The organism is Microbulbifer sp. VAAF005, from assembly GCF_030012985.1.
Lineage (GTDB): Bacteria > Pseudomonadota > Gammaproteobacteria > Pseudomonadales > Cellvibrionaceae > Microbulbifer.
This window is the reverse complement of the sequence record NZ_CP120233.1, coordinates 3758727-3770509: the sequence shown is the minus strand read 5'-3', so window position 1 is coordinate 3770509 and position 11783 is coordinate 3758727. Positions and strand designations below refer to the sequence as shown.

Annotated in this window: 10 protein-coding genes; 9 read left to right on the top strand and 1 reads right to left on the bottom strand. The window is 45.8% G+C overall.

Annotated features, from left to right (window positions below; translation table 11 throughout):
* Positions 1 to 75 precede the first annotated feature (75 nt).
* The 6 genes from P0078_RS16980 (at position 76) to P0078_RS16955 (ending at position 6343) form a co-directional block, all read left to right on the top strand.
* Entirely contained in the window at positions 76 to 1719 is a 1644-nt protein-coding gene (locus tag P0078_RS16980) for an alpha-amylase family glycosyl hydrolase (protein ID WP_282931107.1), read from the top strand.
* Between the two features lie 968 nt (positions 1720 to 2687).
* Positions 2688 to 3104 (top strand): hypothetical protein, encoded by a 417-nt coding sequence (locus P0078_RS16975; protein ID WP_282931106.1) that lies wholly within the window; start codon positions 2688 to 2690, stop codon positions 3102 to 3104.
* Between the two features lie 79 nt (positions 3105 to 3183).
* Positions 3184 to 3555, top strand: coding sequence for a hypothetical protein (locus P0078_RS16970; protein ID WP_282931105.1), 372 nt, complete (start codon positions 3184 to 3186; stop codon positions 3553 to 3555).
* Positions 3556 to 4746: 1191 nt separating this feature from the next.
* The gene (locus tag P0078_RS16965) at positions 4747 to 5124 is read left to right on the top strand and encodes a hypothetical protein (protein WP_282931104.1); all 378 of its coding nucleotides are present in this window, start codon (positions 4747 to 4749) and stop codon (positions 5122 to 5124) included.
* Between the two features lie 83 nt (positions 5125 to 5207).
* The gene (locus P0078_RS16960) at positions 5208 to 5936 is read left to right on the top strand and encodes an AAA family ATPase (RefSeq protein ID WP_282931103.1); all 729 of its coding nucleotides are present in this window, start codon (positions 5208 to 5210) and stop codon (positions 5934 to 5936) included.
* A gap of 89 nt (positions 5937 to 6025) precedes the next feature.
* On the top strand, positions 6026 to 6343 hold the full coding sequence (locus tag P0078_RS16955) for a hypothetical protein (RefSeq protein ID WP_282931102.1): 318 nt from the start codon (positions 6026 to 6028) through the stop codon (positions 6341 to 6343).
* A 72-nt stretch (positions 6344 to 6415) separates the two neighbouring features.
* Here P0078_RS16955 and ltrA read toward each other — a convergent pair whose 3' ends face one another.
* The gene (gene ltrA, locus P0078_RS16950; protein ID WP_282931101.1) at positions 6416 to 7687 is read right to left on the bottom strand and encodes a group II intron reverse transcriptase/maturase; all 1272 of its coding nucleotides are present in this window, start codon (positions 7685 to 7687) and stop codon (positions 6416 to 6418) included.
* Positions 7688 to 8369: 682 nt separating this feature from the next.
* Here ltrA and P0078_RS16945 point away from each other — a divergent pair.
* The 3 genes from P0078_RS16945 (at position 8370) to P0078_RS16935 (ending at position 10719) form a co-directional block, all read left to right on the top strand.
* The gene (locus P0078_RS16945; RefSeq protein WP_282931100.1) at positions 8370 to 9239 is read left to right on the top strand and encodes a hypothetical protein; all 870 of its coding nucleotides are present in this window, start codon (positions 8370 to 8372) and stop codon (positions 9237 to 9239) included.
* A 761-nt stretch (positions 9240 to 10000) separates the two neighbouring features.
* Complete coding sequence (locus P0078_RS16940) at positions 10001 to 10318, top strand: hypothetical protein (RefSeq protein WP_282931099.1); 318 nt, start codon at positions 10001 to 10003, stop codon at positions 10316 to 10318.
* Positions 10319 to 10407: 89 nt separating this feature from the next.
* Positions 10408 to 10719 carry a hypothetical protein gene (locus tag P0078_RS16935; RefSeq protein WP_282931098.1) on the top strand — a complete coding sequence of 104 codons (312 nt, stop codon included), beginning with the start codon at positions 10408 to 10410 and terminating at the stop codon, positions 10717 to 10719.
* The last annotated feature ends 1064 nt before the right edge of the window (positions 10720 to 11783 follow it).

Below are 11783 nucleotides of genomic sequence, written 5' to 3'. Positions count from 1 at the left end.
ACTGCTCCATACTCACCCTATCCTTTAAAGGTGGACTATCTCCACATTTCAAATAATGAAACAAGGCAGTAATCCATGAGCGGCAACAGCTATGAGTGGTGGCGCAATAGCGTTATTTATCAGATTTACCCACGCAGCTTCTGCGACGCCAACGGAGATGGCATCGGTGATATTCCCGGAATTACGCAAAAACTGGATTATGTAAAATCCCTCGGCGTAGACGCCATCTGGATCTCACCCTTTTTTAAATCGCCGATGGTGGATTTTGGCTATGACGTTGCCGACTACCGCGATGTAGACCCTATTTTTGGCAACCTGGAAGATTTCGACCGGATGATCGAAGCGGCCCACGAGCGCGGCCTGAAAGTGATTATCGACCAAATCCTCAGCCACACCTCGGACCAGCACCCCTGGTTCCAGGAGAGCCGTGCCAACCGCAACAACCCCAAAGCGGACTGGTATGTCTGGGTTGACCCCAAAGAAGATGGCACCCCTCCCAACAACTGGGTCTCCGTATTCGGGGGAGGCTCCTGGCGCTGGTGTACCCGCCGCCGCCAGTACTATTTGGCCAACTTCCTCAAAGAGCAGCCGGACCTGAATGTGCACAACCCGGAAGTCCAGGAGCAGTTGCTGGCCGATATGAAGTTCTGGCTCGATCGGGGTGTGGATGGTTTCCGACTGGATGCGGTCAACTTTATTTTCCATCAGCAGGCCCTGGGCAATAACCCGGCGCGCCCGCTAAAGCTCGACGAGAAAGGCCTGCCACCAGTCAATCACTACGACTACCAGTGGCACCAGAATGATAAATCCCAGCCTGAAAACCTGGTGTTTCTCCAGCGGGTAAGACAGTTAATGGATCAATATCCAGGCACTGTGACCGTAGGTGAAGTTGGCGACGACAATACCCATAAAATCATGGCCGAGTACACCACGGAAAAACGCCTGCACATGGCCTATTCCTTCGATCTATTGACCGAGGATTGCAGTGCGGGCTTCCTGCGCGAAACCCTGGAAAAAAACCGCGACGTAATCGAGAAGGGCTGGCCCTGCTGGTCGATCAGCAATCACGATGTACCCCGCTCAATAACCCGCTGGAACAAAGGCTTTAGCGATGACCAAGCCGATGCCAGGGCCCCATTATTCCTGTTGATGCAATTGGCACTACGCGGCAGTGTCTGCCTCTACCAAGGGGAAGAACTGGGCCTGCCGGAAGCGGAAATTGCCTATGAAGACCTGGTAGACCCCTACGGCATTAATCTGTGGCCGGAATTCAAAGGCCGCGATGGCTGCCGCACACCGATGCCCTGGACCAATACCAGCGAAGACAACGCGGGCTTTTCCACAGCAAAACCTTGGCTACCCGTCTCTGGGGAACACCAGCAACGGGCGGTAGAGGTTCAGCAGGACGCCCAACGCTCCATGCTCAACCGCTTCCGCGCACTGATCGAATGGCACCGGGAGCTACCCCAATCGTTGGCTACAGCAGAGCAGGAAGTGATCGACACCGGCAGTGATTTATTTGCTTTTGTAAGGCGCAGCGACAGCGAAGAAATGCTGGTTGTTCTCAACCTGGGGCAAAACAGTGGCACCCTGGAATTACCTGCCGAGTTCTTCTGTGCGCACAATATTACCCCGGCACTGTTTGCTGGCAATGCGGAAGGAAATAGCTTAGAGCTCGCTGCCGCAGATGCCTGTGTGCTGCTGCGTAAAAAGGCCTGATTGATTAGCAATATTTAAAAGATGCCCAGCTCATATTCGAGCCAGGGCATCGAGTACGAATTACAGTCTCTCTGCAACGTCTCTTCCTTTCGACGTCTGCTTTCCCGCCGGCACAATGCCGGCTTTTTTTCCTTAACTCCAATAACTCATCATTTATAGCCTGCAATACAAAAAACCAGATAAAGATATCCGGTGTGGCTCCCCTCTCAAGGTAAGTCTTCGCTATTGGAAATAACCAAATGCAAGGCAAAAATCATCAACTGAAGAAAAATACAAACCCATCGAGTTAAGAATCCTTCAATCTCAATTTAAAGCACTACCATTGGAGAGTCACGTCATATGATTTTTCAAATAAAAATTGAAAAATTTAGAACGTTTATATAAAACCGATAATGGGGCTTGTATTTTAGCTATTTTGAAATGGGACTGTCCTTCCCTGAAGTACAAGATGAGAGAGGCCTCTCGCAATCTCCCCACCCTATCAGTGAGGCTATTTTCCTTAACAAAATACATGAACTGCTTCTCCCAGTGAGTATAAGTTTACCTCTCCTTCCTAAAACAACCGTACTTAACTTCAAATATGCTACCAGGAGACTCCCGCGAAGCATTCAGTCTTACTTGGTATTCAACCGCGAATATCTTCCATAACATTGCTCTTCAAACTGTCTGATATACAGCATTTCATATCTTGCTCTACTTTCAATATCAGAATTCAAGAGAAGCTTCTCCTATTTCTGGAGAGAGCGAGCTAAGTCATTGACTTTAAAGGGGGTGGCACTATCGTCACGAGCAAGAAAAGCAGGTAGATATATAGCCGCTGTTATATATCTACCTGTTGAGGATTGCGCCAAAGCCTCTAACCTACTGATATTGCTATGTTTTTTGGGTAATCTTGGATGACTGCACCAGAATTATATAGAAGGGTGATATAAAGACGCTTCTTTTGAATTAACTGTTAAGCGGCAATTATGACTGAGCAAGAATTTATAGAATCAATTGATTTCAGCTTTCCCTATAAAGATAAAGAGAGAGCAATCGATCTAATCACACAAGGGAGAGCAATATCAGCAAATGCTTCGTTTATGGTTCTTCATGAGATAGTTCGTGCACCAAGTGAAGTGGCGCTAGAAACAAAAGAGCGCCTATATAATTATTGGTGCAACGGTTTCTCCCATGAGCTTCTAGAACCCATAAAAGAAGCGGCTTCTGCTCTATTAGCAAGCAAAGTTATCTCAGTTTCTCGTGCTATCGAACTAATGCGAGAAATTGAAAAACACACAGACCAGTATTGCGCTCTAAGTATTGCCTACTTTTCATGTGATGATACTGAGGGGCAAGCAGACCAAAAATATAATCAGGTAATCGAGCAATGGCAAAGCGCTTAACAAGGCCAGGCACAATTGCCCCTTCGGGGCTGGACCTCCGCACTGCGTGCTCCGGCCTGTGCTGGCGGCGTTATGCATCATGAATAAATTACCACTCATCATACTTATCTCGCTTCTTTCGGCATGCGCAACCTATAAAGTTGAGCCGGAGGACAAATTTAGTGAAGCTATAAGCGATAAAGATGCTGTCGCCGTAACAAGAGTAAATAAGTGGCCAGAAGGCAATCATTGTTTTGAACCAATGATGTACGTACTCACGCTAGGCATTATCCCTACCCACTGCATCAATACATACAGTGTTTCATCCGGGTCACAAGAGCTTGGTCAGGTTAAAGTTACCTCAATGCAAGGCTGGGTAGCTCTTTTAATAGCTCCATTTCCAAATTGGCAGTATGGTTACACCAATGAGGTGGAGTCTGAAATCAAAGATATGGTGCAGGTAGCAGAGTAAAATGCATAACCAGGCCAGGCAAGATCGCCCAACCGGAGGCTGGGCTGGACAGCCTACGCTCTGCTTCGGCTGCCCTTGCTGGCAACGTTATACGCTTCGGATAAAATGAACAACAAAGCTCTTAAATGGATTTTACTCCTATCGTACTTAGTCATTGCAATTTTGGCAGCGAGTCATTATTCCTGCCCCGCAGATAAAGGTAGGCCATTTGTTCTGTTTCTTAGCTTTACCTATTTAGTAAATTTAAATATTAATTTCTTCTTAAAGTTACCCATGAATGTGCCTCATGTACCAGAGGCAAGATATGTATCAAATTTTGGTATGAGACGACGTTTAATCCTAATTACATGGTGTATGTTTATGGCGGCAATAGTGTGGGGTGTAGTAGATGATTTTAGCTGTAACGTATAAATCGGGTAGCCGGTAGTTTTTAGCTACCGGCCCCCACACCACCCATCATGCGGGTCCGCAATGGGCGGTTCCTATCCGTAATCAATCTCTACCCAACGATAGTGTCGAGCAGACCTCCATTTGAGTTGAGTTTCATGGCAGTGCGCTACATCAACTTTAACCGACTGGAAACATATCGGTAGGCTAGCCCTGTCTATTAACTCGTGGCTTTTTGGGTTCAGGCCTTCACCCTGTCCAAGGTATTAATCTTGGCATTTGGCTACTATGCCGTCTGCTGACTTCTGTTTAATCACCCTACTCATTACTGAGCGGAGCGCTGCTGTGTTCCACCATTTTTTTCTATCCCCGCGATGGTGGCTAGCGAGTTGGGCCTATTTATGAGTCAGCGGCCACGCTGACAGCTTCACAGCGGCAAGTTAAACAGATCTCCCCAGATAAGAACGTGAACTTTCACTACACAACTGCATCATTTACTCTACCCTTTAGATCACATGGCTTCGGTGTCCTTGGCCACCTCGCCTCCAGGCTAAGCCTTATATGATGTTTCTGTCCGTCAGCTCGTAGTTTTGCTAGCGGCTTCCTCCCCACAAGACCTCGCGGTATTGCAGTTGCCATTCGCTAGTAGTTAGCATTTAATGAAGTCCATTAAACGGTGATCTTCCTACAGGGGACTTTCACCCCATTAGTTCACGCCCATGCTGGGCGTACCAAACGCATGTTGTCGGACTGGTTTTCCGCTGCGCTCCAAACCAGCCGCAAATGCGGGCGTTAAGTGTACATATGAAAAAGCAACTTCTCGGCATTTGGTGTGGCATAGCTTCAGCCAGCACTAGCTTCGGTATCATTATGATGCTGTTAGCAGAGTTGGCTAGCGATTTATTTTCGGATTCGCACATTATCCTTTCTGCGGCTATTTCTGGCGCAATCAGTGCCGTAGTATCCCACTTAGTTTCAGAAAAGATCTCTATCAAGATTTATTCGGTAGCTATAGTGTTGCTGGCAATAAGCTGGTTTGCTTTATTCCCAGCACCTGATTGGCGTAATCCATTTTTGTGGCACTGGCCCATCTATGGTTTTGTAGGTTTTTACATCGCAGTCATCTGGTTGCGTTTACCACTTAACAATCATAGTCAGGTCGACATCAATTCCGGTGTTTGATTTTTATGCTATCCGCTACGCTTGCATAAAAACAATCACCTCCATCAATGCGCCTGCTATGGGCGTTACACCTAGGGAAAAGAATGAGCTTCCAAGATAGGCCTTACTTAAGAGAAATACAGTTAAAAAGGAATGATATTGAAAACTTTAACTCATATCCTTTTTGTATTCCTGCGGTAAAAGAGCTTGATTTCCTCGACTTTCATGCGGATGTAACTTTCTTCGTTGGAGAGAATGGAACGGGTAAATCAACCCTGATAGAAGCTATCGCTGTATCACAAGGTTTCAATCCGGAAGGTGGTACGAAACAATCAACTTTTTCTACAAGTAGAACTCATTCTGAATTACACCAGTATTTAAAGTCAATTAAGAGTTTCAAACATCCTAAAGATGGATATTTTTTAAGAGCTGAAAGCTTCTATAATTTGGCAACTCTAATGGATGAAACAGGTTACCTAGGGGGTTATGGAGGAAAGTCTCTCCATAAACAGTCACATGGGGAATCATTCATGGCCACATTAGTAAACAAACTTCGAGGTAATGGCCTTTATATCATGGATGAACCTGAGGCTGCATTATCGCCAGCACGTCAAATGGCGGCGATTTCCGCAATTCATCAATTAGTAGAAGAAAATTCCCAATTTATTATTGCTACACATTCTCCAATATTACTTGCTTACCCTCGCTCAAAAATATATCAATTTTCTGAATCAGGTATATATGAAGTAAAATACGAAGATACTGAGCATTATGCCATCACGAAAGATTTTTTGAATCGTCATGAGCAAATGATGAAAATATTGATGGAATGAAAATGTGTAACAAGTCAAAGCACCAAGGACTGCCAACCGCTACGCGTTTGTCAGCCCGTGTTTGAAGCGTTATGTTTAGGGATCGCTCTATGAAAATTGATACAGGTTGCCCCAATTGTGGTGGCGTAGCAATAAAGGAAAGTGAGCGTGGTGACGATCCAGTTATCTACAAATGTCCAGTATGTAATAGCGTTCTATTGCCTGATATAAAGAAATGTGAATTTCGTCGCTACTTTGGCTGGATTGCGCTAATAATGCTGGGATTGGCCTTTGCTCTCGGTAAATTATTTCCCGCTCTTTCGCTAGGTTTTTTTGTTACTCTTATGCTTTTAAGTTTAGTCGGTACAGGATACGAAGTTTTAGAATTCTCAAAAATCGTAAAGCTAAAATGTGTAGTAAAAACATAAATCGGGTAGCCGGTAGTTTCTAGCTACCGGCCCCCACACCACCAATCGTGCGGGTCCGCAATGGGCGGTTCCCTATCCGTAATGAATCTCTACCCAACGATCTCGCAATGAAATCAAACCCATCTCTTCGAAGAACTCATTATTAAGCGCAATATGAATACCCTCAGTTTTTGCGCTTCGCCAGTAACTTTTAGCGGACGAGCCGCAGGTAACTGCCAGCGATTCACTCACACCCATACGCAGTAAATTTCTAACTTTCGTTCTCACTCTGCGCCAATTCTTCCAATAGCTCATTCTTAATCGCCGCCGTATCCAGCAGTCTAGATCAATACATTTTTGATAGCCTTGCGCTATTCCAAAATAGTTGATCCAACCACGGAGGTATACGGTAAGTTCTTTCAGTTTCTTTTCCATCGAAATGCCACGGGACCGTCCTGTAATCTGACGGACGTGGTATTTAAATTGGCGCAGTGACTTATCATGCCAGACAAGCTTTGCTCCACGGAAAGAAAAACCCAGAAACTTACAACGACTAACGGGGACTACTTGGCTTTTAGCATCGTTAACTTTGAGTTTAAGTTTGAGCTCAACAAAGCGTTTAATGCTCGTCATAACCCGCTCACCTGAGCGTTTAGAGGAAACGACAATTACGAAATCGTCCGCATAGCGGACGAAATTGTGTTGGCGTTTTTCCAGCTCTTTGTCGAGCAGGTCGAGTACAATATTAGACAGCAGCGGCGATAAAGGGCCACCTTGTGGCACCCCCTCATGACAGGCTTTCCAGCATCCATCTTCTACTCTTCCTGCACGCAAGTAGCTTGCGATCAGTTTGAGTAAGCGCTTATCGCTGATTCTTTGGCCAAGTAAACTCATGAGGAAATCATGATTTACCCGATCGGAGAATTTAGATAAATCGACATCCACCGCTATTCGCTTGCCACCCTCGATATACTTTTGCAGCTTTTTCACCGCATGATGCTGTGATCGCTTTGGGCGGAATCCATAACTGAACTCCGAAAAGGTTTTATCGAAACTGGGACCGATGATTTGGGCGATAGCCTGCTGAATAACACGATCAAAGATCGTAGGTATCCCGAGACCACGCTGGCCACCATCTGGCTTGCGAATGTAGACGCGCCTGACGGGAAGCGGCTGGTAATGACCATGTCGAATAGTCTCGATGAGGTCGTCGCCAACTGCCTTGAAGTGCTGCACAAAATTATCGACAGTAATCCCGTCAATGCCTGCGGCACCTTTGTTGCTTCGCACGTGTTTCCATGCAGCATTAAGATTTTCTTTGCTGAGGATGGCTTCAAGCAGATTTTCATTTGAGTTGAGTGTCATGGCAGTGCGCTACGTCAATTTTATATCCGGCTGGCAACACATCGGTAGGCTAGCCCTGTCTTTTAACTCGTGGATTTTGGGTTCAGGCCTTCACCGTATCCAAGGTATTAATCTTGGTATTAGGCTACTATGCCGTCGGCTGACTTCTGTTCAATCACCTTGGCCATTACTGGCCGAGGCGCTGCTGTGTTCCACCAATTTTGTTTACCCCCGTGATGCTGGCTAGCGGGCTGGGCCTACTTATGAGTCAGCGGCCACGCTGACAGCTTTACAGCAGCAGGTTGAAAAGATCTCCCCAGATAAGAAAGTGAACTTTCACTACACAACTGCATCATTTACTTTACCCGTTAGATCACATGGCTTCGGTGTTCTTGGTCACCTCGCCTCCAGGCTAAGCCTTATATGATGTTTCTGTCCGTCAGCTCGTAGCTTTGCTAGCGGCTTCCTCCCCACAAGACCTCGCGGTATTGCAGTTGCCATTCGCTAGTAGTTAGCATTTAATGGAATCCATTAAATGGTGATCCTCCTACAGGGGACTTTTACCCCATTAGTTCACGCCCATGCTGGGCGTACCAATGCAAGGCAACATCGCCCACTGCATGGGCTGGACCTCCATTTCACAGCTTCGCTGCTATATTACGGCCGTTGCTTGCGGCGTTAAGCCCAATGAATAGAGAGATCGATGAGTATTAAGCCAGATTGGAATGAAATAGCTCAAAGGATTGGAGATGATCTAAGTCATGATGACTTGCATTCTGAATGGTCTAAAGAATGCAAAAAATGGTTAGAGTCAATCGCCAGTGAATTTGGCAGTGACTATAGAGTCGAAGAATCACCCAATTTCTCGATAATGTCGAATGAAAGCGATCGATACATTCACGTTTTCTCTGGGTTCTTAGAAAGAACTTTAAAACGAATTTTAAACACTCTTGATGGAATTGCTTCCGACGAAGGGTTTGGAAAGCATGTAGCGCTAATCTTTCAAGATATTGACCAATATTACGAATATATAGGTATGTTCTTTCCAAATGAAGGTGAGTTTGGCCTTAGCTCAGGAATGTACATAAATGAAGGCTATGGTCATTTTGTGTTTCCATCTCAAGATATAAATTTTGCTGAGCCCATTGCAGTTCATGAGCTAACCCATGCTTGCTTGGTTCATCTCCCGATACCATTATGGCTCAATGAAGGTATCGCTGTTCTGATGGAAGATGTACTTGCAGGTAATCGCCTTTTCCTGGATAAAGAAATGGTTGAGCGCCACCAAAGGTATTGGAATGAAGATACTATCCAAGATTTTTGGTCAGGAGAGAGCTTTATGGCAATAGATGAAGGTCAGGAGCTTAGCTATCACTTAGCTCACATTCTTGCCCGTAATATATCCCAGGATTTTTCGGCTTTTGCAAAGTTCAGTAATCATTCAAATTACGAAGATGCAGGCGAGTCGGCAGCTCAAGAATGTTTAGGCTTGTCACTCACACAAATAGTTGGTTCCTTTCTCGGAGAGGGAAACTGGCAACCAGATGGTAGGCTTAAATCGGGTAGCCGGTAGTTTTTAGCTACCGGCCCCCACACCACCCATCATGCGGGTCCGCAATGGACGGTTCCTATCCGTAATGAATCTCTACCCAACGATAGTGTCGAGCAGATCCTCATTTGAGTTGAGTGCCATGGCAGTGCGCTACATCAACTTTAACCGACTGGAAATATATCAGTAGGCTAGCCCGGTCTTTCAACTCGTGGATTTAGGTTCAGGCCTTCACCCTGTCCAAGGTATTAATCTTGGCATTTGGCTACTATGCCGTCTGCTGACTTCTGTTTAATCACCCTACTCATTACTGAGCGGAGCGCTGCTGTGTTCCACCATTTTTTTCTATCCCCGCGATGGTGGCTAGCGGGCTGGGCCTACTTATGAGTCAGCGGCCACGCTGACAGCTTTACAGCAGCAGGTTGAACAGATCTCCCCAGATAAGAACGTGAACTTTCACTACACAACTGCATCATTTACTCTACCCGTTAGATCACATGGCTTCGGTGTGCTTGGCCACCTCGCCTCCAGGCTAAGCCTTATATGATGTTTCTGTCCGTCAGCTCGTAATTTTGCTAGCGGCTTCCTCCCCACAAGACCTCACGGTATTGCAGTTGCCATTCGCTAGTAGTTAGCATTTAATGGAACCCATTAAATGGTGATCTCCCTACAGGGGACTTTTACCCCATTAGTTCACGCCCATGCTGGGCGTACCAAATTTAGGCACCCGACGCCTACGGCGCAGGTGCTAAACGCGTTATGCAATTAACCAGTAAGGTAAGTTAATGAAGTCACATCATTTAAAATTATTCTTTTTCGGGGCTTTTGTCGCCTTGTTTGTTACAGCTTGCGGACAAGATGAAATGATTAATTCTAAAGTTGAGCAATCAATATTGTTGCAACAGCACAGCTTTGAATTTGCAACAGCATGTAAAGGTAAGCTATCAGTGCAAACTGAATTCACCGGAGATATGCAAAAACCAGCAGTGACAAAGCTATCTTGCGATGACATGAATACGGAAAGTGATTTTTTTAAGCCTTATACCGAAGAAGAAATAGAAAATCTAACCAATCAAATCAAGCGCATAAATAATGTCGAGTAATATGCATACAAGCGCAGGCACAATCGCACACTGCGTGTGCTGGACCTCCGGCCCGTGCTGCGGGGCGTTAGCAGTACAAAGAGTATCGAATGCAGCCAAGTAATATATTGAGAATTGAAAGCCTAGATGATGGATGGCGAGACAAAGATTGCGTGTTATTGCATGCCTGCTTTCAGTTGCTGAAAGACTGCGTGGAAAAGGAAAATCTATTTATTGGTCACACTGACTGGAATGCCGATGAGAAGCATCAAAAAGTTAAAGTCGAACTAGAGGCGCTCTATTCTTGGTGGTTAAAAAGACTCGAAATAGAAGAACAATGTGGTTTAAATGAACAGCAATACGAAGAAGATGACCGCATGCTTCATAAACTCATTGAAGTCAGGTGGGCACTTTGGACATAGCTGCTAAATCGGGTAGCCGGTAGTTTCTAGCTACCGGCCCCCACACCACCCATCGTGCGGGTCCGCAATGGGCGGTTCCTATCCGTAATAAATCTCTACCCAACGATAGTGTCGAGCAGATCTTCATTTGAGTTGAGTGTCATGGCAGTGCGCTACGTCAATTTTATATCCGGCTGGCAACACATCGGTAGGCTAGCCCTGTCTTTTAACTCGTGGATTTTGGGTTCAGGCCTTCACCGTATCTAAGGTACTAATCTTGGCATTTGGCTACTATCCCGCCTGCTGACTTCTGTTTAATCACCCTACTCATTACTGAGCGGAGCGCTGCTGTGTTCCACCATTTTTTTCTACCCCCGCGATGGTGGCTAGCGGGCTGGGCCTATTTATGAGTCAGCGGCCACGCTGACAGCTTCACAGCGGCAAGATAAACAGATCTCCCCAGATAAGAACGTGAACTTTCACTACACAACTGCATCATTTACTCTACCCGTTAGATCACATGGCTTCGGTGTTCTTGACCACCTCGCCTCCAGGCTAAGCCTTATATGATGTTTCTGTCCGTCAGCTCGTAGTTTTGCTAGCGGCTTCCTCTCCACAAGACCTCGCGGTATTGCAGTTGCCATTCGCTAGTAGTTAGCATTTAATGGAACCCATTAAACGGTGATCTTCTTACAGGGGACTTTCACCCCATTAGTTCACGCCCATGCTGGGCGTACCAAGTCAATTAACTACGCGCCTTCAGCGCCGGACAGCTTACACTGCGCTTCGCTATACATTCTTATGAGTCAATACAAACCACCAACGAGTGACTTAATCCAGAACCTCAAATTTGGAACGTGCCCATCCTGTAAGAATAAAATTTCAAACTGGTCGGTAGCAAAGCCAACACTCATCCCAAATAATTTGAAGTGCAACCACTGTGGCCAAAGACTTAAATACCTATATGGGCCTATTTCATACATAGTTTACAATTTGGCATCCCTTGCATTGGCAGTGTTTGCATTATTTATCGCCCTCATTGCGCATGAGTACTTTGACTTCACATTTACCTTCATTGGTATATT

Excerpts from the sequence above, each read along its gene's own strand:
- ltrA (WP_282931101.1), bottom strand. The coding sequence starts at position 7,687 with ATGACACTCAACTCAAATGAAAATCTGCTTGAAGCCATCCTCAGCAAA.
- P0078_RS16945 (WP_282931100.1), top strand. The coding sequence starts at position 8,370 with ATGAGTATTAAGCCAGATTGGAATGAAATAGCTCAAAGGATTGGAGAT.
- P0078_RS16955 (WP_282931102.1), top strand. The coding sequence starts at position 6,026 with ATGAAAATTGATACAGGTTGCCCCAATTGTGGTGGCGTAGCAATAAAG.
- P0078_RS16940 (WP_282931099.1), top strand. The coding sequence starts at position 10,001 with ATGAAGTCACATCATTTAAAATTATTCTTTTTCGGGGCTTTTGTCGCC.
- P0078_RS16960 (WP_282931103.1), top strand. The coding sequence starts at position 5,208 with ATGAGCTTCCAAGATAGGCCTTACTTAAGAGAAATACAGTTAAAAAGG.
- P0078_RS16970 (WP_282931105.1), top strand. The coding sequence starts at position 3,184 with ATGAATAAATTACCACTCATCATACTTATCTCGCTTCTTTCGGCATGC.
- P0078_RS16980 (WP_282931107.1), top strand. The coding sequence starts at position 76 with ATGAGCGGCAACAGCTATGAGTGGTGGCGCAATAGCGTTATTTATCAG.
- P0078_RS16935 (WP_282931098.1), top strand. The coding sequence starts at position 10,408 with ATGCAGCCAAGTAATATATTGAGAATTGAAAGCCTAGATGATGGATGG.
- P0078_RS16965 (WP_282931104.1), top strand. The coding sequence starts at position 4,747 with ATGAAAAAGCAACTTCTCGGCATTTGGTGTGGCATAGCTTCAGCCAGC.
- P0078_RS16975 (WP_282931106.1), top strand. The coding sequence starts at position 2,688 with ATGACTGAGCAAGAATTTATAGAATCAATTGATTTCAGCTTTCCCTAT.